Source organism: Bradyrhizobium sp. WYCCWR 13022, from assembly GCF_030435535.1.
Classification (GTDB): Bacteria; Pseudomonadota; Alphaproteobacteria; order Rhizobiales; family Xanthobacteraceae; genus Bradyrhizobium.
This window is the reverse complement of the sequence record NZ_JAUIZJ010000025.1, coordinates 26,067-49,586: the sequence shown is the minus strand read 5'-3', so window position 1 is coordinate 49,586 and position 23,520 is coordinate 26,067. Positions and strand designations below refer to the sequence as shown.

Sequence of the window (23,520 nt, the reverse complement as noted above, 5' to 3'; positions counted from 1 at the left end):
CACCCTGTGGTGATGGGTCCCGGGCTCGCGACTGCGTCGCGCCCCGGGACGACGGCTGAGTTTGTGGCGCTGCTTGCGCACACTACGGAGGCCCTCACACGATCCGCGACGTCTTGTTGCCCCAGTACCGGTCCCGCAGCAGCCGCTTGTACAGTTTCCCGGTCGGCAGGCGCGGCAATTCCTTCTCGAAATCGACCGAACGCGGCACCTTTTGCCGCGACAGCGAGGCCCCGCAGAAGGCGATCAGCTCTGCGGCGAGCGCTTCGCCCGGCATCACGCCCGGCATCGGCTGCACCACGGCCTTCACTTCTTCACCAAGATCGGCATTGGGCACGCCGAACACAGCGGCATCCGCGACCTTCGGATGGGTGATCAGCAGATTCTCGCATTCCTGCGGATAGATGTTCACGCCGCCGGAGATGATCATGAAGGTGGCGCGATCGGTCAGGTACAGGAAGCGATCCGCGTCGACATAGCCGACGTCGCCGACCGTGCTCATGCTGCCATCGGCCGAGCGTGCCTCCCTGGTCTTCTCGGGGTCGTTGAAATACTCGAACGGCGATCCGGTCTTGAACCAGACCTGGCCGGGCGTGCCGGTCGGGCACGGCTGCATGTTCTCGTCGAGAATGTGCAGGTCGCCGAGCAGCACCTTGCCGACGGTGCCGCGATGGCTGAGCCATTCCTCGCTGTTGCAGGCGGTAAAGCCGAGCCCTTCGGTGGCGCCGTAATATTCGTGGATGATCGGCCCCCACCATTTGATCATGTCGTCCTTGACCAGCGCCGGGCAGGGCGCGGCGGCATGGATCGCGATCTCGAGCGATGACAGGTCGTAACGCTGACGCACCTCCTCGGGCAGCTTGAGCATGCGGGAGAACATCGTCGGCACCAGCTGGGTGTGCGTGATGCCCCATTGTTGCACGAGCTGGAGGTAACGTTCCGGATCGAAGGTCTCCATGATGACCACGGTGCCGCCCATGCGGATCGTGAGATTGACCGCGGCCTGCGGCGCCGAGTGATAGAGCGGTGCCGGCGACAGATAGACCATGCCCTCGCGGTAGTGCCAAAGTCCGGTGAGGAAGTCGAACAGCGGAAGATTGTGCTTCGGCGGCTCCTCCGGCAGCGGCCGCAAGATGCCCTTCGGTCGTCCGGTCGTGCCGGAGGAATACAGCATGGCGGTGCCCAGCCATTCGTCCGCGACTGGAGTCTTCGGCATATCAGCCGTGACGTCGGCCAGTCCCACGATGCGGTCGCTCTCGCCGGGGCCGTCGGCGACGATGCAGAGCTTGACGTCAGGGCAGGCCTGGATTGCCTCGCGTGCGATGTCGAGCTTTGCCACCGAGGTGATCAAGATCTTCGACTGGCTGTTGACGAGGAGATAGGCGAGCTCGCCCGGCGTCAGGAAGGAGTTGATGCAGGTGTAGTACAGCCCGGACCGCTCGCCCGCGCCGCAGGCTTCGAGATAGCGTGAGTTGTTCTCCATGAAGATCGAGTAGTGATCGAGTCGCTTCAATCCCTGCTTGCGGAACAGATGCGCGAGCCTGTTGCTGCGCGCGTCCAGCTCGCGATAGGTGACGGCCTCGCCCGTCGCTGCCATGATGAAGGCGGGCTGGAGCGGGCGCAGGCGGGCATGCAGACCTGGGTACATCAATCCTCCGGGCTAAATGTCATGCAGCGAGATCGAGGATTTCGCGTATCTGCGCAGGATTTTCGATCCTGCGCGGATTGCGCGGAATCCAGTTGGTGCGCATCGCCTGCTCGGCGATCGCATCGAAATGCTCGGGCGCGACGCGCACGTCAGTGAGGCTCCGCGGCATGCCGAGCGATCGAATGAAGGCATCGAGCACGTCGGCGGCGTTATGGCCGGGAAAACCCATGGCGGCGGCGACGATCATCTGCCGCTCGGCATTGGCGCTCGCATTCCAGCGCATCACCGCCGGCAGCATGATGCAGGAGGTGTAGCCGTGCGGCACGCCGAAGGCTGCGCCCAGCACGTAACCGATGCCGTGGCTCGCGCCCATCGGCACGCCGGCCGCGAGAGCGCCCATCGACAGCCAGGTGCCGATCTGCGCATCCATGCGTGCATCGAGATCCCTCGGATCGGCTTTCACCCGCGGCAGGGCGTCGGCGAGCATCGCGAGCCCTTTCACCGACTGCGCGTCGGCATAGGGATGGGTCTCGCGCGAGCAGATCGCCTCGGCGCAATGGTCGATGGCGCGGATGCCGGTGGAGAGAAACAGCCATTCCGGCGTGTGAACGGTGATGGCAGGGTCGAGGATGGTCGCCCGCGGCACGGCCAGTGGATGCCGTAGCATCTGCTTCACATTCGTGCCGCGATCGGTGACGCCGGCAATCGACGAGAATTCGCCGCCGGCAATCGTGGTCGGCACGCTGACCTGGCGCACTGTTGGCGGCGTCATCTCGGGTGCGACGCCCTTGTGCACGCGGATGCGGTCGATGCCGCCGATATCGTCGATGCCGTTGGCGAGGCAGAGTTGCACCGCCTTGGCGCCGTCGGTGATCGAGCCGCCGCCCACGGTGACGATCAAATCGGCGCCGGCCTCACGCGCGGCATTGGCGGCCGCGATCACCGCCTCGCGCGGCGTGTGCGCGGGCATCGCATCGAACAGCCCGACGCAGAGCGGCCCGAGCGCCTTTACGATTTTCGCGATTTCGTCGGTCTCTCGGTTCAGCGTGCCCGAGACCATCAGGAAGGCGCGGCGAGTCCCCAGCCGGTCCATCTGCGCGACGACGGCCTCAGCCGCCGGATGGCCGAACACGACCTCCTCGATCGCGCCGTAAACGACACGTCCCTGATGCACTCGCGTCCTCCCCGGACAATTCGTCTTGTTTTGTAAGGCCAATCTAGCCGAGCGGCCGGCATCCGTCATGTGCGAAGACGCTGGGTCTCCGCTCTCTCGTCTCCCTCTCCCCGCAAGCGGGGAGAGACGAAGAGATCGCGTGTCAACTCGCCATCCGGCCAGGCTACTCTCCGAAGCATTGCGCGTGACATGGTCTTGAAGATTTCATCATCGCCACCCATCTTGTGGCGCCCGCGGGTAGGTGACTACCCTGCATTTTCCGCGGCTTTCATGCGAGGACCTGGGATGAGTGGACCGGACGGAAGCGAGCAATTTGTCAAAACGCACGATTTCGTTCAGATCAGGCCTTACGCCATGGCCGGCCTTTTCGTCGCGGCATTCGCGCTCAGCGGTTGCGGTCAACCGGCCTCGCAGGCTGCTGCGCCGCCGCCTCCGCCGGTGACCGTCGCCCAGCCGGTCAAGCGCACCGTCACCGATTGGGATGAGTACACCGGCCGCTTCGAAGCGGTCGAAGAGGTGCAGGTACGTCCCCGCGTCGGCGGCTTCGTCAACTCGGTCGAATTCCAGGACGGCGCCATCGTGCATCAGGGCGACCTGCTCTATGTGATCGACCCGCGTCCGTTCGAGGCCGTGGCCGAGCAGGCGGACGGCCAGCTGTCCGACGCCCGCGCCAAGGTGGAACTCGCCAAGCGGGAGCTCGATCGCGGCCTGAACCTGGTGCAGACCAGCGCGGTTTCCGAGCAGGTCGTCGACCAGCGCCGGCAAGCCTTGCAGGCCGCGCACGCCGCCGAGACCCAGGCCGAGGGCGCGCTGAAGGCCGCCCAGCTCAACATCGAATTCACGCATGTGACCGCGCCGATCACCGGCCGCGTCAGCCGCCATCTCGTCAGCCCGGGCAATCTTGTGCAAGGCAGTGACAACGGCTCCTCGACCTTGCTGACCTCGATCGTGACGATGGACCCGATCTACATCTATTTCGACATGGATGAGACCACCTTCATCAAATACAGCAAGCTGTGGTTCGAAGGTAAGCGCCCGAGCTCGCGCGACACGGCGAACCCGGTGCAGGTGACGCTCGCCGGCGAAACCAAGCCGTCGCATGACGGTGCCATCAACTTCCTCGACAACCGCCTCGATGTCTCCACCGGTACGCTGCGCAGCCGTGCCGTGGTCAAGAATACCGATCTGTCGATCCTGCCCGGCCAGTTCGGCCGCGTCCGCCTGATCGGCAGCGCGCCCTACGAGGCGCTGCTGATCCCGGATGCCGCTGTTGCGACCGACCAGTCGCGCAAGATCGTGTTCGTGGTGAAGCCTGACGACACCGTCGAGGCGCGCCCCGTGGTGCTCGGGCCGCTCGATGACGGCCTGCGCGTGATCCGCGAAGGGTTGAAGGCGGAGGACCGCGTCATCGTCAATGGCATCCAGCGCGCCCGCGTCGGCGCCAAGGTCGCCCCGCAGACCGCTCCAGCGCCGGCCGGTGGCAAGGCTGGTGACAAGTCATGAATCTTGGCCGTCTCTCCATCAACCAGCCCATCCTTGCGATGGTGCTGTCGATCGTGCTCCTGATCGTCGGCGCGCTCGCTTATTCGACGCTGCCGATCTCCGAATATCCGCAAGTGGTGCCGCCGACCGTCGTCGTCACCACGCAATATCCGGGCGCCTCGGCGCAAACCGTGTCCGACACCGTCGCCGCTCCGATCGAGCAGCAGATCAACGGCGTCGAGGACATGCTGTATCTCTACAGCCAGGCCACGTCGAACGGCCAGCTCACCATCACCGTCACCTTCAAGCTCGGCACCGATCTCGACAAGGCGCAGGTGCTGGTCCAGAACCGCGTTGCCATCGCGCAGCCGCAGCTGCCGGACGAAGTGCAGCGCAACGGCGTCGTCACCCGCAAGAACTCGCCCGACATCCTGATGGTCGTGTTCATGCTGTCGCCGGACGACACGTTCGACCAGCTCTATATCTCCAACTACTCGCTGCTCCAGGTCCGCGACCAGCTGCTGCGCATCGACGGCGTCGGCGACATCCAGATCTTCGGTGCGCGCGACTATTCGATGCGGCTCTGGCTCGATCCCGACCGCATCGCCAATCTCGGCCTGACCTCGGCCGAGGTACTGGCCGCGATCCGCGCCCAGAACGTGCAGATCGCCGGCGGCCAGATCGCCGAACCACCAATCGCCGACCGCGCCTTCCAGCCGAACCTCGTTTTCACGGGACGGTTGAAGGACCAGAAGCAGTTCGAAGACATCCTGATCAAGGCCGGCTCGGACGGCCGCACGGTGCGCCTGCGCGACGTGGCTCGCATCGAGCTCGGCGCGCTCGCCTATTCGACCAACAGCTTCCTCTTGCGCAAATCGGCGGTCGCCATGCTGGTGACGCAGCGGCCGGGGTCGAACGCGCTCGCCACCGCGAAGAACATCTCCGACACCATGACGCGGCTCAAGCATAGCTTCCCGAAGGGCCTCGACTACAATATCGGCTACAACCCGACCGAGTTCATCGCCCAGTCCGTCCACGAGCTGATCAAGACCATCTATGAGGCCATGCTGCTCGTGGTCGTCGTCGTCCTGGTGTTCCTGCAAGGCTGGCGGCCGGCGATCATCCCGATCATCGCGATCCCGGTCTCGCTGGTCGGCACTTTCGCGGTGATGGCGGCGCTCGGCTTCTCCATCAACAATCTCACGCTGTTCGGACTCGTGCTCGCCGTCGGCATCGTCGTCGACGATGCCATCGTCGTGGTCGAGAATGTCGAAAGGCATCTCGAGCATGGCCTCAGTCGGCGCGACGCCGCGTTGAAGACCATGGAGGAGGTCGGTGGCGCGCTGGTCTCGATTGCGCTGGTGCTGTGTGCGGTGTTCGTGCCGACAGCGTTCCTCGGCGGCATATCCGGGCAGTTCTTCCAGCAATTCGCCGTCACGATTGCCGTGGCGACCGCCATCTCCTGCTTCTGCTCGCTGACGCTCTCGCCGGCGCTGGCCTCGCAGATCCTCACGCCCCACGAAGCGAAGCGACCACCCGCCGCCTGGAATCTGATCGCGCGGGCGTGGGGTGCCTTCACCGGCGCCTTCAACCGTGTGTTCGACCGGCTGGCGCACGGCTATGCCGGCGTCGCCAATTTCGTGATCCGGCATTCGGTGGTGATGATCCTGATCTATGTCGTGCTGATCGGCAGCGCCGGCTGGTTGATCGGGACCACGCCGCAGGGCTTCATCCCCGCGCAGGACCGCGGCTACGTCATCGTATCGGTGCAATTGCCGGGGGCTGCATCGCTGGCGCGGACGACCGAAATCGTACGCGAGATCGAGCGGATCTCGCTGGATACGCCGGGCATCATCCGCGTCGCAGCCTTCGCCGGCTTCTCGGGCGCGACGCGCACGCAGGCGGGCAATGCGGCCGCGCTATTTCCCGTGTTCGACGAGCCCGAGGCGCGGTTGAAGAAGGGGCTGACGGCGAACGCCATCACGGCCGAGCTGCGCAAGCGACTCGCCGCGATCCAGGGCGCGTTCATCATCGTGATTCCGCCGCCGGCCGTGCCCGGCATCGGCACCGGCGGCGGCTTCGCTATCCGCATCCAGGACCGCCAGGGCCGCGGGCCGGAGCTGCTGGCGTCCGCGACCGACGAGCTCGTCGCTGCCGCGCGAAAATCGCCGAACCTGACCTCGGTGTTCTCGCCGTTCTCGGCCAACACACCGCAGCTCTTCGTCGACATCGACCGCACCAAGGCGCAGAAGCTCGGCGTTCCCATCTCGAACATCAACGACACGATCCAGACCTATTTCGGATCGACCTATGTCAACGACTTCAACCTGTTCGGTCGCACCTATCACGTCACTGCGCAGGCTGATTTCCCGTTCCGGAAGGAACCAAGCGATCTGGCGCGGCTGCGCACGCGCAACGCCTCGGGCGACATGGTGATGCTCGGCAGCGTGGTCGACTTCAGGGACGTCTCGGGCCCCGATCGCGTCGCCCGCTACAATCTCTACGCGGCGTCCGAGTTGCAGGGTGAGCCGGCGCCGGGCACGAGCTCGACCACCGCGCTGAACACCATCAAGAAGCTGGCGGACGACACCCTGCCGAGCGGCTTCACCTTCGAATGGACCGACCTGTCATACCAGCAGGTCACCGGCGGCAATGCCGGCCTCTATGTGTTCCCGATCTGCGTGCTGTTCGTCTATCTCGTGCTCGCCGCGCAATATGGCAGCTGGACCTTGCCGTTCGCGGTAATCCTGATCGTGCCGATGTGCCTGCTGGCTGCCACGATCGGCGTTCGCATCATGGGGCAGGACGTCAACATCCTCACCCAGATCGGCTTCGTCGTGCTGGTCGGGCTCGCGGCGAAAAACGCGATCCTGATCGTCGAGTTCGCCCGCGACATCGAGAAGGAAGGCAAGCCAAGGCTTGAGGCCGTGATCGAGGCCTGCCGATTGCGGCTGCGGCCGATCCTGATGACGTCCTTCGCCTTCATCCTCGGCGTGCTGCCGCTCGTGATCTCGTCCGGCTCGGGCTCCGAGATGCGCCAGGCCGTCGGCGTCGCCGTGTTCTTCGGCATGATCGGCGTCACGCTGTTCGGCCTGCTGTTCACGCCGATCTTCTATGTGGTGGTGCGGAACCTGGCGGAAGGACGGAACGAGAAGAAGCCGGAGGCGGCGGCTTGAGGCTGCCTCTATGCCCGTCGGCGTGCCCACATCGCCCGAACGACGGCGCATAATGCCGCACCACCTCCATGCTGACGAGCATCATGAAATGGATGGGCGCGGCCGGGGTTCTTCATTACACTCGGCGCGATTTCAAAACAGAACAATGCTGGGAGATCATAAATGAAATCAGCACTTTTGGCCGCTGTCGCGACGTCGGCTTTGCTGCTGGCCGCGCCGGCCTCCGCGCAAGGGGTCAAGATCGGCATTCTCAACGATCAGTCCGGCGTCTATGCCGATTACGGCGGCAAGTATTCGGTCGAAGCGGCCAAGATGGCGATCGAGGATTTTGGCGGCGAGGTGCTGGGCCAGAAGATCGAGATGATCACCGCCGACCACCAGAACAAGCCTGATCTCGCCACTTCCATCGCACGCCGTTGGTATGACGCCGACAATGTCGACATGATCACGGAGCTGACGACGTCGTCGGTGGCGCTCGCCGTGCAGGACCTGTCGAAGGAAAAGAAGAAGATCGACATCGTGGTCGGCGCGGCCACGTCGAGCATCACCGGCTCCGCGTGTTCGCCCTACGGCTTCCACTGGGCGTTCGACACCCATGCGCTCGCGGTCGGCACCGGCGGCGCGCTGACCAAGGCCGGCGGCGACAGCTGGTTCTTCCTCACCGCGGACTATGCTTTCGGCTATGCGCTGGAAAAGGACACCAGCGAGATCGTCACCGCCAATGGCGGCAAGGTGGTGGGCTCGGTCCGCGTGCCGCTCAACTCCTCCGACTTCTCGTCCTTCCTGCTGCAGGCGCAGAGCTCGAAGGCAAAGATCGTCGGGCTCGCCAATGCCGGCCAGGACACCACCAACTCGATCAAGCAGGCGGCCGAGTTCGGCATCGTCTCCGGCGGCCAGAAGCTGGCAGGCCTCTTGATGACGCTCGCCGAGGTGCATGGTCTGGGCCTCCAGGCGGCGCAAGGCCTGGTCCTGACCGAAGGCTTCTACTGGGATCACGACGACACCACGCGCGCCTTCTCCGAGCGCTTCTTCAAGCGTACCGGGCGGATGCCGAGCATGATCCACGCCGGCACCTATTCGGCGACGCTGAGCTATCTGAAGGCGGTGAAGGCCGCCGGCACCAAGGATACCGAGGCGGTCGCCAGGAAGCTGAAGGAGCTGCCGGTCGACGACGCCTTCGCCAAGGGCAAGGTGCTCGAGAACGGCCGCATGGTCCACGACATGTATCTGTTCGAGGTCAAGAAGCCCTCGGAATCGAAGAAGCCGTGGGATTACTACAAGGAAATCGCAACCGTTCCCGGCGACAAGGCCTTCTTCACCGCCAAGGAAAGCGGCTGCCCGCTGACGAAGTGATTCTTTGTCGTCCTGGCGAAAGCCAGGACGACACCGAGTATGTGGCGGTGCAGTTGCCGTCACACCAGCCGCATCACCACCGCCCCCAACGCCCCTGCCCACAGCGCGATCGCTGCGAAAGCCTGGATCGCAAAGCCGGGGCCGCGCTTGGCGGCGGCCTGCGAATAGCCGATGAAATAGACGATGCGGCCGACGATCCAGATCGCGCCAATGCCCGCTGCGATGGCGTCGCTGACATAGGTCGCGAACAGCCAGAGCGACGGCAGGAAGATCGGCATCCATTCCAGCGTGTTCATCTGGATGCGGAAGGCGCGCTCGAAGTCCGGATGGCCTGACATCGCCGGCACCTTGACGCCGGTTCTGGTCCGCGACCGCGAGACGTTGACGCAGGTGAAGAAGTAAAATGCAAGCGCCAGCAGCGTGACGAGCGCGGTGAGATGATACATCGGGGCCTCCGGCAGTCGGATGCGGCTCAATAGCCGGTTAGTTCGAGATAGCCAACGCCATCGTGTGTGCCGGTGAAGCTGATCGGTCCTTCCCAGTAGGCGAAGCCAGTCCCCATCCACGCCCGGGGATTGAGCGGCTTGCAGGAGATCGAGAACGAGCGCGACGGGATCGCGATCTGCCATTCCACCGGCAGCTTGCGACCGGCCACCTCCGCCGTTGCCTTTGGTGTCATCTGGATGTCGCTGCCTACAATCATCCGTGTTCCGCCGCCGGCGTTGATCCAGTTGCCGAACGGATAATCCTCGCCGTCCTTCTGGCGCAGCCGGTACAGCATCAGCTTGTCGCCGGTGGCGAGATGCAGTGACAGCCAGTCCCAGCCGGTCTGGTCGGCGTCGAGCGGCTGGCTGCTCCATTCGCGGTCCATCCAGGCCTGGCCCGAGACCTCGACCGGCTTGTCGTCGATGGTCAGCATGCCGCGCGCGCGGTAGAACGGCTGGCTGTAATAGTACGACGCCTGTCCGCGCTCGGACTTGCGGCTGTAGCCGCCGTCCCCCTGCAGGACGACCGGACGATCGGCCTCGAGCGTCAGCGCATAGCTGAAATCGGTGCCAGATGCCTTCAGCGTCACCGGCGACAGGGTGCGATCGTCGCTGTGCTCAGACCCTTTCATCTCCCAATCGTCGATCCACGCCGCGAACGGCCTGGCCTCAACGTTGGCTTGACCGATGCCGCCGCGCGAAAACAGCTCGTTGAAGCGGTGTGTGTCGGCGCGCGTCACCGCGGCATGCGCCATCCAGATCTGCTGATTGGCCCAGCCTTCGCCTTGCGGGCCCGGCTTTGCGGCCTGGCGAAACAGCGTCCATTGCAGCCCGCAAGCAGCTCCAGCACTGTCGACGAGGTTCGCCGTCAGATACCACCACTCGATGCGAAAATCCGGGTGCGGTCCGTGATCGGCCGGGAACGAAAACGTCTTGCCTGGCGTGACCCTCGCAAAGCCGTCCGCGGTTTCGCCGAGCCCGGCATAGCCCTGCGCGTTGACGCGGCGCGCGAGGGCCAGCGCGGCGATGCCGCCGGTAAAGGCGCGTCGCGAGAATTTGTCAGCGCTCATTGGCAAACACCTTGACGAGGTGTGCGGCCTGCATCCGCGCCAGCCGCAGCACCGGCGGCAGCGCGGCCAGCAGCGAGGCTACAAGCGCGACCGCCACCAGCTCGACCAGTTGCAGCGGAAAGACGTGGAACGGCAGTCGCCAGCCGAACGCCTTCACGTTGACGATCGCGATCAGGCACCACGCCACCAACAGCCCGAGCGGCACCGCGAGCAGCGTCGTGAACAGCGCGACCGACAGCGTCTTGGTCAATTCGATCGCCGCAAGGCGCGGCCGCGTGATGCCGATCGCCCAGAGCGGCGCGAGCTGCGGCAGGCGCGAGTTCGCCAGCGTGAGCAGGCTGGTCAGCAGCGCGATGCCGGCGACGCCGAGCGTGAAGGCGTTCAGCGCCGAGGTCACCGCAAAGGTGCGGTTGAAGATGCGGATCGATTCGGCCTTCACCGTTGCCTGATCGGCCACCGCGCGATCGTCGAGCGCGAACCGCTTGTGCAAGGCCGCGATCAGGCCGGCAATTTTGTCCCGTGGAACGACGAGTCCGATCCGCGTCTGCGGCGTCTGCGGAAACTGCCGGATCAGCGCCGCGACATTCACCGCGAGCTGTCCCTTGGGATTGCCGTAATCGGCATAGACGCCGACGATGTCGAGCTCCCAGCTCCCCCCAGGCGCCGGCACCTCGATGACGTCGCCGACGCGGACGCCGAGGCGGCGGCTCAGCTGCTCGCTGATGAAGGCGGCGTTGCCCGGCACCAGTTGCGTCCAGGCGCGCGGCGCGGACTCCAGCAGCGGCCAGCGCTCGCGATAGAGCGCGTGATCGGGCAGGCCGAGCAGTTCCACCGGCTGGCCCTGCACCTGCGTCTCCGCCCGCCCACCCGACAGGATCGCCTGCACCTCGCTGCGGTCCCGCAGCCAGTTGCGGATCGCGACCGCCTGCGCATTGTCGGCGGCGCTGATATAGACGTCGGCGGCGAGCCGTCCATCGAGCCAGCCGACGAAGGTGCGGCTGAACGTTTCCACCATGGTCGAGACGCCGACATTGACCGCCAGCGCGAGCAGCAGCGCCATCAATGCCAGCGACAACCCGGACAGCTGTTGCCGGCTGTCGGCCCAGAACCACAGCGCCAGCGGCCCGCGCGCCAAACGCTGGCCGACGAGCAAGAGGAGTTCGAGGAAGGCCGGTAGGATCAGAGCTGCGCCGAGCATCAGCGCCGCCAGCAGGCCGAACCCTGCGATCAACGACTGTCCGTAATAGAGCAGCAGCAGCGCGACCAAGAACACCGCGCAGGCGGCAAGACTTTGCAGCATCAGCCAGCGGCGCTGCCGTTGCTGCCAGGCCCGCGGCTGTGCGGTCGCCAGCACGGGCATCCGGATCGCCTTGATCAGGCTGGTCGCGGCCGCCACGATCGCGCCGGCAACGCTGATGCCGATGCCGGCAAGCCACCACTCGGGCCGAAGCGTGAGCTGCCCCGGAATCTGCGCGCCATAAAGCCCGCGCAGCGACGCTGCGACGTCGGGCAGCAGCGCGGCCGCGATCACATAGCCGCAGACGAGCCCGATCAGCCCTGCGAGCAGCGCCAGCGCCACCAGCTCGACCACCAGCACGCTGTTGACCAGCCGCGCCGAGGCGCCGCAGGCGCGCAAGGTGCGCAGCATCGGCAGCCGCTGTTCGAAGGCGAGTCCGACGGCCGAGTTGACGATGAAGAGGCCGACGAAGAACGACAGCAGGCCGAAGGCGGTGAGGTTGAGATGAAAACTGTCGGTCAGACGTTCCAGCTCCGTCTCCGCATTCGGCTCGACCCGCTTCAACTGCTCGCCGACGACGCTTGCGAGCGGCGCAGGCTTGCCCCTCACTTTGCCGATCAGCAGGCGCGAGACCTGGTCCGGCTTGTTCAGGAGCCGCTGCGCCACGCCGATATCGACCACCAGCACGTCGGGCACGAGTTGCGGCAGCACATGCAGCGGCGGCAGCTCTGCGCCACTGCTGATCGACGGCGTCGCGCCTTCCGCCTCGTGCAAATCGCCAAGCGTCTCCCGCGCCGCCAGCGTCTGGCCCGGTGGCGCGACGAAGCTGCCTAGGTCCGCGGCACCAAGGCGCGGCGCATTGCCGACATCGACCGGCAGCGTCACCGGCTCGATGCCGAGCAGCCGCATCGAACGCCCATTGACCTGGACCCGGCCTTCCAGCACTGGCGAAACCGGCCAGCCTGTGCGGCGGAGCTTGACGAACAAGTCCTGCGAGAACGTCGCCGCATCAGGTGCGACCAGCGTGGCCGTGCGCACGCCGCCAAACGTCGCCGCCGCGCGGTCATAGGCCGTGCGGGCCTGCTGGTTGATCGCCTGCACACCGCTCCACAGCGCGGTCGCCGCGATCAGCCCGATCAGCAGCGTCGCGAACTGCATCCTGTGTCGCCGCCAATGGCTGAGCAGCACCGCGAGCACCCACAGCGCGCGTCTCATGCGATCCGCCCTGCGTGGAGGACGATGTGGCGGTCGAGCGTGCCGGCCAGATGCAAACTGTGCGTCACCATCAGGAAGCCGCAGCCGGTGCGTGCGACGAGGTCGCGCGTCAGTGCCAGCACGTCGTCGGCCGTGGCTTCGTCCAGATTGCCGGTCGGCTCGTCCGCGAGCAGCAGCGACGGCTTGGTCGCCAGTGCCCGACCGATCGCGACCCGCTGCTGCTGGCCGCCCGATAACTGCTCTGGATAACGCTTGAGCAGGCCGCTGAGCCCGAGCCGTTCGACCAGCTCCCTGGTCCATGCCGTATCATGCCGGCCGGCGATGCGCGCCTGGAAGGCGAGGTTGTCCGCCACCGACAGGCTCGGGATCAGGTTGAACTGCTGAAACACGAGGCCAATCCGGTCACGCCGCAGTTCGGCGCGCCCGGCGTCCGCGAGCTCGGTGATCTCGGTATCCTCCAGCCGGATCGTACCGCCATCGGCGGCATCCAGCCCGGCGATGAGGTGCAGCAGCGTGCTCTTGCCGCTGCCGGATTCGCCTGTGAGCGCGACGCGCTCGCCCGCCCTCAGGTCGAGATCGACGCCACGCAGCACATGGACCGGCTCGCCGGCCGAGGTGAAGGTTTTGGAGAGGTTTCGGATGCTCAGCAAGGTCAGTGCGCCGGACGGAATTAACTCAATGCTGCGTAGCACACTTGATGTGGAAATGCCGGGGTTGCGTTGCCGTTCAAGCCGTTGTTAGCTCCCGAGACGGCCAAATCAAAAGTGCCGACAATAAAGACATACGGGGAGAATGATGAGCGCTCAGGGAACGCCCAGTGCGGCGGGCAGGACGGCAGGGGTGTCCCAAGGGACGAATGCAACGCCGAAGGGCGCCTGGACCGTCACTTTTCTGCTCTTTCTCTTCATGGTCGTGAACTTCGCCGACAAGATCGTCGTCGGCCTCGCCGGCGTGCCGATCATGACCGAACTGAAGCTCGAGCCTGCGCAGTTCGGCCTGCTCGGCTCCTCGTTCTTCTTCCTGTTTTCGATCTCGGCCATCGTGGTCGGCTTCATCGTCAACAAGGTAGCGACGCGTTATGTGCTGCTGACCTTGGCGGTGGTCTGGGCGCTGGCGCAGTTTCCGATGGTCGGCACCGTCTCCTTCACCACACTGTTGATCTGCCGCATCGTGCTCGGTGCGGGTGAAGGGCCGGCCTTCTCGGTTGCCGCGCACGCGATCTACAAATGGTTCCCGGACGAGAAGCGCACGCTGCCGACCGCGATCCTGTCGCAGGGTTCGGCCTTCGGCGTCATCCTAGCCGTGCCGGCGCTGAACTGGGTCATCGTCAACCACTCCTGGCACTACGCCTTCGGCGCACTCGGCCTGGTCGGACTGATCTGGGTCTGTGCCTGGCTCGCGCTCGGCAAGGAAGGTCCGCTCGAGGACACCCAGGCGCTGGCGGCCAATGAGCCGAAAATTCCCTACGTCCAGCTGCTGACCTCCCGCACCTTCCTCGGCTGCGTGATCGCGACCTTCGGTGCCTATTGGGCGCTCTCGCTCGGCCTCACCTGGTTCACCGCCTTCATCATCACGGGGCTCGGCTTCTCGCAGCAGCAGGCCGGCTTCATCTCGATCCTGCCCTGGGTGTTTGGCGCCACCATCGTCATCCTGACCGGCTGGATCTCGCAGGTGATGATGGCGCGCGGCTACACCACGCGCATCTCGCGCGGCGTGCTCGGCTCGGTGCCGCTGGTCATCGGCGGCCTGATCCTCTCGTTGATGCCGCATGTCTCGGGCGCGGGTCTGCAGATCGCGCTGCTCGTCGTCGGCTCGGGCCTCTGCGGCGCGATCTATGTGGTGTGCCCGCCGATGCTCGGCGAGTTCACGCCCGCCTCGCAGCGCGGCGCGGTCATCGCGATCTACGGCGCGCTCTACACGCTCTCGGGCATCATCGCCCCGATGGTGATGGGCACCGTGATCCAGCGCGCCGGCAGCATGCTCAACGGCTACATGACCGGCTTCACCATCAACGCGCTGGTGATGATCGGCTCCGGCGTCGTCGGCCTGCTGTTGCTCCGGCCGAACACGGAAAAGGCCAGGCTGACCCGTGGCGCGGCTCCGCGGGAAGCCGGGTTGAAGGGTGTGGTCTCGCCGACGTAAGAGGGCTCCCTCGCCTCAATCACAACTGTCGTCCCGGCGGAAGGCTAGGCCCTCGCCGGGACGACACCTGAACTCGGGGACGACGATAAAACTTGGAGCTTAAGCCTTGGCTTGCGTCTTCCGTTCGGTGAACGGTGACAGCACCACCGTTGCGACCATGAAGATCACGGAGGCGCCGAACACCCAATGCGGCGCGCTCTGGTCCATGATCCAGCCGAACAGCAGCGGTGAGACGATGCCGCCGAGATTGAAGCCGGTGGAGACGATGCCGAAGGCGCGCCCCGCAGCGCCGGGAGGCGCCGCATTGCGCACCAGCATGTCCCGCGACGGCGCAATCACGCCGGAGAGGAAGCCGGCGGTTGCCATCGTGGCGGTGAGCGCCCAAGCCGGCAGCGTGACCAACGCGATCAGCAGAACGATCGCGGCATTCGCGGCAAAGCAGGCGGCGGCGACGTAGCCGTGGCGCTCGGTGTGGTCGGCGAGGAAACCGCCGGCGAGCACGCCCACCGCGCTCGAGCCAAGGAATGCCGTCAGCGCGACATTGGCGATGGAATAGGTCGCGCCGTAGCCGCTCATCAGCGCGACCACGCCGAAATTGTTGATGCCGGCCACCGACAGACTCAGCAGCATGAACAGCGCGGTCAGCGTGATCAGGGCAGGCGTGATGACGGCCTGCTTCGGTGCATCCGCGGTGCCGGGCTTGGCCTTGTGTGCGCCGGCGTCGGGAATGCTCATGACCACCAGCAGCAGCGCCACCAGCACCCCGATCGCGCCCGAGGCGAGCAGCGCACCGACGCCGCCGGACACCGTCATCAGCGCGGCGACGATCGCCGGTGCAACGGCGCCACCGAAATAGCCGGCAAAGGTGTGGACCGAGAAGGCGCGGCCCATCCGCGCGTCGTCCATGTGCTCGGCCAGAATCGCGTAATCGGCGGGATGATAGACGCTGTTGGCGAGCCCGAGCAGGACGGCGCAGGCGATCAGCGAGGCGTAGCTCAGATGCAGCCCGAGCATGATCAGCGCGAGCCCGCCGAGCGTCAGTCCGCCGAGCAGGATCCTGCGCGCGCCAAAATGGTCGACGAGATAGCCGGTGGGTGCCTGCGTCAGCCCGGAGACGACGGCCGACACGGTCAGGGCGAAGCCGAGTTCGACATAGCCGACGCCAAGCTGGGTCTTCAGGAACGGGAACAGCATCGGCAAGACCAGCAGATGGAAATGGCTGACCCAATGCGCGATCGAGATTCCGGTCAGCGTGCGCAGCGCGCTGTCCGCCTTGCCTTGTTGCGGTGCGGCGAGAACGTCGACCATTGCGGTTCCGTTTTGCGTCCTATCGAGGCGCAAAATATCGGGCTGTCGGGTTATTTGTCCATGAACGCGGGCGCATGGCAGGTAGCGCGGGTGGGGCGTGGCCTCACCGATAGCTGCATGCAGCCGTGGGGCACACCGTTCGCGGGGCAAGATCACCCCTCACGACGGCTCTCCCTCACAACGGCTCGTCGTCATCCCCGTAACGATCGCGTTTCGGCGTGGCGATGTCGCCGTCTTCGTAGTCGTCGTCGGTATCGCGCGGCGGCTGGGGCTTTTTGGCCTTGTCCGCTGCGGTCGTTGTCTTCGGCGGCTCACTCGGCTTGGCTGATTTGGCCATGGTCGGTCCCGGATGGTGATGCGTTCATCCGCTTCTAGCCAGAAAACCTAAGCGCTTCCTGACCTATCTCAAGAGCCTGCGGCGCCGCCGTCAGGCGTGCACCACCGGGCCGCCCGCCTTCTTCCAGGCATCGATACCGCCTGCGATATGAGCGGTGTTGGAAAGGCCGGCCTCCTTGGCCGCGGCAACAGCCATCGCCGAACGCTCGCCGAAAGCGCAGAAGAACACGACGCGGCGCCCCGTCGCGGCAGCGACCTCGCGCAGCATGCCGCCGGGCTTGAGGCTCTCCTCCACGCTCGGATAGGGCGTGTGCAGCGCGCCTTCGAGCATGCCATGCTTCATCCGTTCATTGGTCTCGCGCAGATCGACCAGCAGGATGTCGGGCCGGTGCAGCGAGCGGATCGCCTCGACCGCGCTGAGCGCGCGGCCCTCTTTCTCCAGCTCGTCCTGATGCAGGCCGACCCGCATATTGGCGGGCACCGCGACGTCCATCATCTTCGGGTTGGGCAGCTTCAGGTTCGCCATCAGCTCGATATATTCGTCGACGGAGCGCACCTGGAGGCGGGGATTGTAGCGCTTCTCCTCGCCGATGGTGGAGACGGTGTCACCCTTGTAGTCGTGCGCCGGGAAGACCATCGTCTCGTCAGGCAGCTTCAGCAGCCGGTTGAAGATCGAATCATATTGCGCGCGGGACGAGCCGTTCTGGAAATCTGTGCGGCCGGTGCCACGGATCAGCAGCGTGTCGCCGGTGAAGACGCGGTCGCCCATCAGGTAGGAATAGGAATCGTCGGTGTGGCCCGGCGTGTACATCACGTCGAGCGACAGCCCTTCAATCGTCACCTTGTCGCCGTCCGCAACGCGCATCGCCACCACGTCGGCCTTGGTCTGGTCGCCCATCACGGTCATGCAATGGGTGCGGTCGCGCAGTTCGCCGAGCCCGGTGACGTGGTCGGCATGCAGATGGGTGTCGACGGCCTTGACCAGCTTGAGGTCGAGTTCGCGCAGCAGCTGGCAGTAGCGGTCGACCTTCTCCAGCACTGGATCAAGGATCAACGCCTCGCCTCCGGCGCGGCTGGCAAGCAGGTAGCTGTAGGTTCCCGAAACGCTGTCGAAGAGCTGGCGAAAGATCATGGCAGGACCCGGCGTGAGTGATTTCGAGGATTCTACTACGCCGGAGGGCAGAAGGAGAAGTAAATCACTGCACCGATAGGAGATTTTAGAAAATTTTTATTGCGCGGGGGCAGCCACCCCCACCGCTGTCATCGCCCGCGATTCCAGAGACCCGGGTGGGACACGGTGAAGCTGCGGCGTACTGGATTCCCCGCTTTCGCGGCGAATGACACCGAGTTTGGCGCGGACTCGCCCTTGCGCCGCCTACGGCCGCACCACCGTGTACCCATTCTCCGCCAGAAACAGGATCTGCCCGACTCCCACTTGCACCGGCGTTGCCGCCGGAATGAAGTCCGGCCTCTTTCCGGTCTCCCGCTCGATCGTGTCGACCGTATTGAGGCAGATGTCGAAGCGCACGCCCTGCGCGATCAGGCTTTCGACCTGCTTGCGGCGCTCGTTGCCGGACAGCAGCAGATCGATGCCGGGACCGAAGGCGACGACCTCCACCGCGATCTTGTCGGGGTCGTAGGCCTTGAGCAGATTGTTGGCGACGCTCAGCACCAGCGCCTGCTTCCTGGCGTCGCCGTCGGAAAGCTGAAGCACGACCTTGTGCTCGGCGAACGGCTTGTCCTGCAGCGGCACCTGCTGCGCGAACGCGAGCGGCACCGCGGCCCAGGCGAGCAGCGCCAGCAGCATTGCACCCGTGATCTGCGACCGCATCGTTGCTATCCCGCAATGCCCGGATTGCCGTCGACGCCCTTGAGCGCGACGCCGCTGCCGAGCCGTTCCTGGAACATCCGGCCTGAGCGCAGATATTTGCCGACGACGTCCCATACCGGCGCGCCCTGCTGGCCGTTGACCGAGGCCCAGCCCGCGACCTTGTAGCGATGGTTGGCGTTGAGCGCCCTGCCGTTCGCGAGCTTGAGCTCGGAGATGCGGCTGCCGATCGCATTGGCGGGGCTGCAGGCGTAGCTGAGTCCGCCGGCGCGCACCATGTCGCCGCCCTGCTGATAATAGGGATCGGCGTTGAAGAGATTGTCGCAAATGTCTTCGAGCACGTTCTTGATGTCCGCGCCCGTCATCTCCTGCACGTACGTCTCGGGATAGGTGATCGCGGTTTCCGCGAGCAGGTCTTCCATCGTGATCGGCTGGCCTGATAGCGCGGTGACGCCCCAGCGGAAGCCGGGCGACAGCGCGATCTGGGCGTCGAGCTCGGTGCGCAGGGCGGCGCAGATCAGCTCGTCGACGGGGCCGGCGAAATTATCGCGACGATAGAGCAACCGATCGGGCGTCGCGATCTTCTCCGACCAGTCGGTGACGACAGGCGCGCGCAGCTTGCCGATCAGCTCGGCCATGGCGGGATCGGGCTTCAGCAGTTCGGAATAGACCGGCAGCAGATGATATTTCACGTCGCTGACCTTTCCCTTCTCGAGCGCGAGATCGAGCACGGCCAGGAATTTTCCGTTGGACCCGGCATTGGTGACGAGCGTCGTACCCCCGGCGTTCGTCACGGGAATCGGCTGCGGCACGGCGTCATGGGTGTGGCCGCCGAGGATGATGTCGATGCCGGTGACGCGGCTTGCGAGCTTGAGGTCGACGTCCATGCCGTTGTGCGAGAGCAGGATGACTGCATCGACCTTGTCGTTGCCGCGCAATGCGTCGACGTGCTTCTGGAGCTCCTCCTCGCGAATGCCGAAGGTCCAGTTCGGTGTGAACCGCTTGGGATGCGCGATCGGCACGTAAGGAAAGGCCTGGCCGATGACAGCGACGCGATGGCCACTGAGCTCCTTGATGATGGACGGCTTGAAGACGCGCCCCGTCGCCTTGTCGAAGGCGGGGGCGTCGTTGAAGGCGGCTTCCTCGGTCAGGAAGACGTTCTGCGCCAGAAACTCGCCCTTGAAGTGCTCGAGATTGTCGCGCAGCGCCTGCTCGCCATAGGTGAATTCCCAATGCCCGGTCATCGCCTCGATGCCGAGCAGATTGGCGACCTCGACCATGTCGCGGCCCTGCATGACGTTGGCGAGGCCCGTGCCCTGCCAGAGATCGCCGCCGTCGACCAGCATGGCATGCTTGTCGCCGACGTCGCTGCGGAGGCGGTCGATCAGCGTCTTCAGATGGGCAAAGCCCCCGAGCTTGCCGAAGCGGCCGGCCGACTTCTCGAACTCGACGCAGGTGAAAGCATAGGCATCGGCGCTGTCGGGCCGGATTCCGAATCGTTCCAGAAAGGCGCGGCCGACCAGATGCGGCGGCCGTCCCGCCATCTCGGCAATGCCGATATTGACGCTGGGCTCGCGAAAATAGACCGGATTGAGCTGCGCATGCGTGTCGGTGGTGTGCAGGATCCGCGCGTTACCGAACCGCTCGATGTCGTAAATGCCGGCGGCTTCAGCGCCGCGCGCAAGCCGCGGCAGCGCAAGCGATGCGGCAGCGATTGCCGAGCTCTTCAGGAAATCGCGGCGGCGGATCGCCATCACACAGTCTCCGCGCCTGGTCTCGGCAGGTCGATCGTTCCACCAGGGCTCACTCTAGCGGATTTCCATTGCCTTCCAGGCCTCTTTTTCCGATGTCGCCTGGAAGATCGACGCTTTCGCCAGCGCCTCAGCCTCCCTGGCGGCGGCCACGGCGCGGTCGAAATCGCCGCCATCGCCCGCCTTCTTGGCGGCCGCCAGCGTCGAGACGGTCGTGGTCCACTGGTTGCGCATGCCGGTTGCCTCTTTGGACGCTGCCTCCGCAGCAGCGTAAGCCGCCTTGTAGTCTGCCTCGCTTGCCGCGCGCGCGGATGGCGCGAGGCTCATGAGCAGCAACATGGCCAAGGGAAGTGACCGCTTCATGGCCGCGCTCCCGGGCCCGAAATCGGCAGGCCGTTGGCGACGTAGGACAGGAAATACTCGACGTCGCGATATTCTTCCGCCTGCGGCTCCAGCGGGACCGCGCGGGTCTGGCTGTTGCAGGTGATGAAGCGGCGGCTGATCGTGCCCATGCCGTTCCATTCGGAGCGGTAGATCGGCATCGCGTTCAGAATGCCGAGCGCGGGCGCCAGGATCTCGGCGCGGATGCGCTGGCCCGGGCTCTGCACATGGCAGCTGGCGCAGGAAAAATTCAGCTGCCCGCGGCGGGTGTAGAAATAGCGCTTGCCGTTCTCGAACGCTTCGCGCGCACGGGGGTCATCGGGGATCTTGATGTCCATCGGCTTTCCGCGCGAGGTGAAGGCCATGTACGCCGTGAGCGAGGCCATCTCGTCCTTGACATAGGAGTAGGGCTGTTCGCCATTGGCCTCGCGGCAGCGGTTGAGCGCGAGCTCCAGCGTGACGACCTTGCCCTCCTTCGTGTCGAAATAGGGATAGTTCTGGCGAATGCCGATGCCGCCGTCGGGGAAGCAGTCGGCATATGTCTTGCCGTTCTTGAACGGCGTCGAAAACATCTCCTTGCCGGCGTCGAGCACAAACTCGTAGGGCGGGAATTCCTCCTTCTCCTGCCACTGCCGCCTCATGCCCTCGTTCATGGAATAAGGACCGTTGACGAAATCCTCATGCTTCACATCGGGAAACTTGTGGAAGAAGTAGTTCTGGAATGCCTTGGCGTCGGCGACGGGATCGATGTTGTCGGCCGCAACAACGCGCGGAGAGGTGAGCGCGAACGCGACGAGCGCTGCGCTGAGCGAAGACAGCAGGAGGGCGGTGCGGGCCTTCATCACGCGATCTTCGCGGTGGTCGTATCCGATCCACCCTTGTTGTCGGCCCAGGAGATCGTCAGATCGTCGCCCTTCCTGCCGCCCTTGAAGCTGAACTTGACGTAGGGGTCCTTGGAGATCGCGGTACCCCAGTTGGCGACGAAGACGTCCTTGCCGTTACATGCGAACTTCAGTTCTTGGATGTAGTGCGCCGGGATCAACTCGCCCTTGGCGTCCTTGACCAGGCCGGTATCCATGGGGTGCTGGATCAGCGTCTGCACCTCGGTGATGTCGCCGTTCGACGTTGCGCGGACGCGAATGCTGGATGCCATGATTGTTCTCCTTCGCGCCTCAGCCGCCGCAGCCGCCGACGGTGACCTTCACTTCCTTGGTCGCGCTGTAGAGCTTGCCGTCGGCTTCCACGATCGCGGTCACGTTGCTGGTCCTGGCCATCTTCAGGCGGTTGGCGACGGCGGGGATCGTGCCGTCGGGAAATTTGTAGGACGCCGCAAGTGCGTACGGATTCTCGGCGACGAAGAACGAGATCGAGGTGACCTTGTCCAGCGTCGTCGTCACCGACATCGGCACCACGCCGCCGTTTTCGGCGATCTCTGGCGCATCGAGCTTGACCTTGTCGGACGGCTCGGCGGTCCTGCCATAGAGCGCCTTGATCGCGTCGGCCTGGTTCTTCAGTTTGAACGCCTCTTCCGGATATTTGTCGTTGGCCGCGGCGTGCGCCGGCACGAATGCGAGATTGCCGAGGCCGATCAGTGCGACCGAGACGGCGCCCTGAAGGATCAGGCGCCGCGTCGGATGAGGGCCGGTGGTCGTCGTCATCAAAAGTCTCCTTGGCCGACCGTTACAGCGTCTGCAGGAAATCAACGATCGCGTTGATCTCCTGTTCGGTCAGGATTCGGTTGCGGCCGAACGGCGGCATCATGGTCTGCGGGTTGCGCTTGGTCTCGTCGAACAGGATCGCAACCAGCTCGTTACGATCGGGGTATCTGGTCTTGAGGTCCTTCAGCTCGGGGCCGATCGTGCCGGGCAGATCGCCACCCCTGATGACGTGGCAGGTCAGGCAATTGCCCTTGCTGCGGTCGAAGGCGAGTTTCTGGCCTTCGGCGACGGTCGACTGCGCCCATGCGGGGCGCGCGGCGAGGCCGGCGAGGACAACCAGCGCGAGGAGCAGGGCGGGCTTGCGAAAGGCGGTCAAGGCGTCGGTCCGAGTTGTCCGAAAAAGATAGTGTTCAAAAGCACAAAGGACATGCCCTGACAATCATGACTATGCAGGGCGCAAAATGGCGTTAATATCTTTCGCATTGCAACTGACGAGATGGATCGTTCATCAAGCCGGCTTTCTCCGGCGCTGTTTTTTGGGGCGTTTTGCCCTCGGCTTGCGTTTTGGTCTGCTTTCTCATTTTCCGGGGACGTGAATTGGCTGATTATGTCGTTGAATTTGGCAGGGACGGCGGGCGGGTCGAGCCTGACGGCCGTCTCGATGCACCGGCCTTCCATCGCAACCACGAACCGCTCTGGACGGCGCTCGAAAAGCATCTTGCCGGAAAGTCGGGCGACGTGGTCGAGGTCGGCAGTGGAACCGGCCAGCATGTGGTCCATTTCGCCCGCCACACGCCCGATCTGGTCTGGTGGCCGAGCGACCTCAACCAGCGCCATGTGAAGAGCATCGAGGCCTGGCGTGTGCATTCGGGCCTGACGAACATCCGCAGCCCCCTGCGGATCGACCTGTCCGATCCCGACTGGTGCGCGGAGATGAAGAGCGGGCAGGGGCCGACCGATCTCGCCGCCGTGTTCTGCGCCAATGTCATCCATATTGCGCCCTGGGCCGTGGCCGAGGGACTGTTCGCCGGCGCCGGCCGGTACTTGCGGTCCGACGGACAGCTGTTCCTCTACGGCCCGTTCAAGCGCGGCGGCAAGCACACCGCGTTGAGCAATGCCGTGTTCGATACGTCGCTGCGCGAAGGCAATCCCGAATGGGGTGTGCGCGACGCCGGCGACGTCGAGACCCTCGCGCGCGGCGTAGGGCTTCGTCTCATCGACACGATCGAGATGCCCGCGAACAATCTGACGCTGGTGTTTGCGCGCGGGTAGGCGCGAG

General features: G+C 65.0%; 21 protein-coding genes. 5 read left to right on the top strand and 16 right to left on the bottom strand.

The features are described 5' to 3' along the window. Nucleotides 1-94 precede the first annotated feature (94 nt). Together QY049_RS30145 and QY049_RS30140 are read right to left on the bottom strand one after the other, a co-directional pair. Entirely contained in the window at nucleotides 95-1,645 is a 1,551-nt protein-coding gene (locus tag QY049_RS30145) for an AMP-binding protein (protein WP_258764266.1), read from the bottom strand. A gap of 19 nt (nucleotides 1,646-1,664) precedes the next feature. Next, nucleotides 1,665-2,819: an iron-containing alcohol dehydrogenase gene (locus QY049_RS30140; protein WP_258764265.1), complete on the bottom strand. Its 1,155-nt coding sequence runs from the start codon at nucleotides 2,817-2,819 to the stop codon at nucleotides 1,665-1,667. Nucleotides 2,820-3,104: 285 nt separating this feature from the next. Between QY049_RS30140 and QY049_RS30135 the strand changes: the two genes are divergently transcribed. The 3 genes from QY049_RS30135 (at nucleotide 3,105) to QY049_RS30125 (ending at nucleotide 8,830) form a co-directional block, all read left to right on the top strand. Beyond that, nucleotides 3,105-4,322 carry an efflux RND transporter periplasmic adaptor subunit gene (locus QY049_RS30135; RefSeq protein ID WP_194478493.1) on the top strand — a complete coding sequence of 406 codons (1,218 nt, stop codon included), beginning with the start codon at nucleotides 3,105-3,107 and terminating at the stop codon, nucleotides 4,320-4,322. Further along, nucleotides 4,319-7,477, top strand: a complete 3,159-nt coding sequence (locus QY049_RS30130) for an efflux RND transporter permease subunit (protein ID WP_258764264.1) — start codon at nucleotides 4,319-4,321, stop codon at nucleotides 7,475-7,477. The genes QY049_RS30135 and QY049_RS30130 overlap by 4 nt, the downstream gene beginning before the upstream one ends. Before the next feature lie 162 nt (nucleotides 7,478-7,639). Further along, on the top strand, nucleotides 7,640-8,830 hold the full coding sequence (locus QY049_RS30125; protein WP_258764263.1) for an ABC transporter substrate-binding protein: 1,191 nt from the start codon (nucleotides 7,640-7,642) through the stop codon (nucleotides 8,828-8,830). 59 nt (nucleotides 8,831-8,889) lie between these two features. On the opposite strand, the gene QY049_RS30120 is transcribed toward QY049_RS30125, so the two are convergent. From QY049_RS30120 to QY049_RS30105, 4 genes are read right to left on the bottom strand one after another with little or no spacing between them, the layout of a single operon-like run. Beyond that, the gene (locus QY049_RS30120) at nucleotides 8,890-9,276 is read right to left on the bottom strand and encodes an MAPEG family protein (protein ID WP_258764262.1); all 387 of its coding nucleotides are present in this window, start codon (nucleotides 9,274-9,276) and stop codon (nucleotides 8,890-8,892) included. Nucleotides 9,277-9,302: 26 nt separating this feature from the next. Continuing rightward, a complete protein-coding gene (locus QY049_RS30115) occupies nucleotides 9,303-10,385 on the bottom strand; it encodes a lipocalin-like domain-containing protein (protein ID WP_258764261.1) in 1,083 nt (360 codons plus the stop codon). Further along, the gene (locus tag QY049_RS30110; protein WP_258764260.1) at nucleotides 10,375-12,837 is read right to left on the bottom strand and encodes an FtsX-like permease family protein; all 2,463 of its coding nucleotides are present in this window, start codon (nucleotides 12,835-12,837) and stop codon (nucleotides 10,375-10,377) included. Before QY049_RS30110 ends, QY049_RS30115 begins: the two co-directional genes overlap by 11 nt. After that, nucleotides 12,834-13,487: an ABC transporter ATP-binding protein gene (locus QY049_RS30105; protein ID WP_258767087.1), complete on the bottom strand. Its 654-nt coding sequence runs from the start codon at nucleotides 13,485-13,487 to the stop codon at nucleotides 12,834-12,836. The genes QY049_RS30110 and QY049_RS30105 overlap by 4 nt, the downstream gene beginning before the upstream one ends. Before the next feature lie 145 nt (nucleotides 13,488-13,632). Here QY049_RS30105 and QY049_RS30100 point away from each other — a divergent pair, with 145 nt between their 5' ends. After that, nucleotides 13,633-14,979: an MFS transporter gene (locus QY049_RS30100; protein WP_258764259.1), complete on the top strand. Its 1,347-nt coding sequence runs from the start codon at nucleotides 13,633-13,635 to the stop codon at nucleotides 14,977-14,979. 99 nt (nucleotides 14,980-15,078) lie between these two features. Here the strand turns inward: QY049_RS30100 and QY049_RS30095 are convergent, their stop codons facing one another. The 10 genes from QY049_RS30095 to soxX form a co-directional block, all read right to left on the bottom strand. Then, complete coding sequence (locus QY049_RS30095; RefSeq protein ID WP_258764258.1) at nucleotides 15,079-16,287, bottom strand: MFS transporter; 1,209 nt, start codon at nucleotides 16,285-16,287, stop codon at nucleotides 15,079-15,081. Between the two features lie 175 nt (nucleotides 16,288-16,462). Further along, nucleotides 16,463-16,624, bottom strand: coding sequence for a hypothetical protein (locus tag QY049_RS30090; RefSeq protein WP_258764257.1), 162 nt, complete (start codon nucleotides 16,622-16,624; stop codon nucleotides 16,463-16,465). Between the two features lie 90 nt (nucleotides 16,625-16,714). Further along, on the bottom strand, nucleotides 16,715-17,755 hold the full coding sequence (locus tag QY049_RS30085) for an MBL fold metallo-hydrolase (RefSeq protein ID WP_258764256.1): 1,041 nt from the start codon (nucleotides 17,753-17,755) through the stop codon (nucleotides 16,715-16,717). A 243-nt stretch (nucleotides 17,756-17,998) separates the two neighbouring features. Beyond that, nucleotides 17,999-18,454, bottom strand: a complete 456-nt coding sequence (locus tag QY049_RS30080; protein WP_194478482.1) for a hypothetical protein — start codon at nucleotides 18,452-18,454, stop codon at nucleotides 17,999-18,001. 5 nt (nucleotides 18,455-18,459) lie between these two features. Continuing rightward, nucleotides 18,460-20,205, bottom strand: coding sequence for a thiosulfohydrolase SoxB (gene soxB, locus QY049_RS30075; protein WP_258764255.1), 1,746 nt, complete (start codon nucleotides 20,203-20,205; stop codon nucleotides 18,460-18,462). 54 nt (nucleotides 20,206-20,259) lie between these two features. Then, on the bottom strand, nucleotides 20,260-20,565 hold the full coding sequence (locus QY049_RS30070) for a hypothetical protein (protein ID WP_258764254.1): 306 nt from the start codon (nucleotides 20,563-20,565) through the stop codon (nucleotides 20,260-20,262). After that, on the bottom strand, nucleotides 20,562-21,425 hold the full coding sequence (gene soxA, locus QY049_RS30065; RefSeq protein WP_258764253.1) for a sulfur oxidation c-type cytochrome SoxA: 864 nt from the start codon (nucleotides 21,423-21,425) through the stop codon (nucleotides 20,562-20,564). Before soxA ends, QY049_RS30070 begins: the two co-directional genes overlap by 4 nt. After that, complete coding sequence (soxZ, locus tag QY049_RS30060) at nucleotides 21,425-21,736, bottom strand: thiosulfate oxidation carrier complex protein SoxZ (protein WP_194478478.1); 312 nt, start codon at nucleotides 21,734-21,736, stop codon at nucleotides 21,425-21,427. The genes soxA and soxZ overlap by 1 nt, the downstream gene beginning before the upstream one ends. Before the next feature lie 19 nt (nucleotides 21,737-21,755). Next, the gene (soxY, locus tag QY049_RS30055; protein ID WP_194478477.1) at nucleotides 21,756-22,241 is read right to left on the bottom strand and encodes a thiosulfate oxidation carrier protein SoxY; all 486 of its coding nucleotides are present in this window, start codon (nucleotides 22,239-22,241) and stop codon (nucleotides 21,756-21,758) included. Nucleotides 22,242-22,263: 22 nt separating this feature from the next. After that, a complete protein-coding gene (soxX, locus tag QY049_RS30050; protein ID WP_258764252.1) occupies nucleotides 22,264-22,617 on the bottom strand; it encodes a sulfur oxidation c-type cytochrome SoxX in 354 nt (117 codons plus the stop codon). A gap of 221 nt (nucleotides 22,618-22,838) precedes the next feature. Between soxX and QY049_RS30045 the strand changes: the two genes are divergently transcribed. Further along, entirely contained in the window at nucleotides 22,839-23,513 is a 675-nt protein-coding gene (locus tag QY049_RS30045) for a class I SAM-dependent methyltransferase (protein ID WP_258764251.1), read from the top strand. Nucleotides 23,514-23,520 lie beyond the last annotated feature (7 nt).

What these genes read in the sequence shown, in the direction of transcription:
- QY049_RS30145 (WP_258764266.1), bottom strand. Translation starts at nt 1,645, where the DNA reads ATGTACCCAGGTCTGCATGCCCGCCTGCGCCCGCTCCAGCCCGCCTTC.
- QY049_RS30135 (WP_194478493.1), top strand. Translation starts at nt 3,105, where the DNA reads ATGAGTGGACCGGACGGAAGCGAGCAATTTGTCAAAACGCACGATTTC.
- QY049_RS30130 (WP_258764264.1), top strand. Translation starts at nt 4,319, where the DNA reads ATGAATCTTGGCCGTCTCTCCATCAACCAGCCCATCCTTGCGATGGTG.
- QY049_RS30125 (WP_258764263.1), top strand. Translation starts at nt 7,640, where the DNA reads ATGAAATCAGCACTTTTGGCCGCTGTCGCGACGTCGGCTTTGCTGCTG.
- QY049_RS30120 (WP_258764262.1), bottom strand. Translation starts at nt 9,276, where the DNA reads ATGTATCATCTCACCGCGCTCGTCACGCTGCTGGCGCTTGCATTTTAC.
- QY049_RS30115 (WP_258764261.1), bottom strand. Translation starts at nt 10,385, where the DNA reads ATGAGCGCTGACAAATTCTCGCGACGCGCCTTTACCGGCGGCATCGCC.
- QY049_RS30110 (WP_258764260.1), bottom strand. Translation starts at nt 12,837, where the DNA reads ATGAGACGCGCGCTGTGGGTGCTCGCGGTGCTGCTCAGCCATTGGCGG.
- QY049_RS30100 (WP_258764259.1), top strand. Translation starts at nt 13,633, where the DNA reads ATGAGCGCTCAGGGAACGCCCAGTGCGGCGGGCAGGACGGCAGGGGTG.
- QY049_RS30095 (WP_258764258.1), bottom strand. Translation starts at nt 16,287, where the DNA reads ATGGTCGACGTTCTCGCCGCACCGCAACAAGGCAAGGCGGACAGCGCG.
- QY049_RS30090 (WP_258764257.1), bottom strand. Translation starts at nt 16,624, where the DNA reads ATGGCCAAATCAGCCAAGCCGAGTGAGCCGCCGAAGACAACGACCGCA.
- QY049_RS30085 (WP_258764256.1), bottom strand. Translation starts at nt 17,755, where the DNA reads ATGATCTTTCGCCAGCTCTTCGACAGCGTTTCGGGAACCTACAGCTAC.
- QY049_RS30080 (WP_194478482.1), bottom strand. Translation starts at nt 18,454, where the DNA reads ATGCGGTCGCAGATCACGGGTGCAATGCTGCTGGCGCTGCTCGCCTGG.
- soxB (WP_258764255.1), bottom strand. Translation starts at nt 20,205, where the DNA reads ATGGCGATCCGCCGCCGCGATTTCCTGAAGAGCTCGGCAATCGCTGCC.
- QY049_RS30070 (WP_258764254.1), bottom strand. Translation starts at nt 20,565, where the DNA reads ATGAAGCGGTCACTTCCCTTGGCCATGTTGCTGCTCATGAGCCTCGCG.
- soxA (WP_258764253.1), bottom strand. Translation starts at nt 21,425, where the DNA reads ATGAAGGCCCGCACCGCCCTCCTGCTGTCTTCGCTCAGCGCAGCGCTC.
- soxZ (WP_194478478.1), bottom strand. Translation starts at nt 21,736, where the DNA reads ATGGCATCCAGCATTCGCGTCCGCGCAACGTCGAACGGCGACATCACC.
- soxY (WP_194478477.1), bottom strand. Translation starts at nt 22,241, where the DNA reads ATGACGACGACCACCGGCCCTCATCCGACGCGGCGCCTGATCCTTCAG.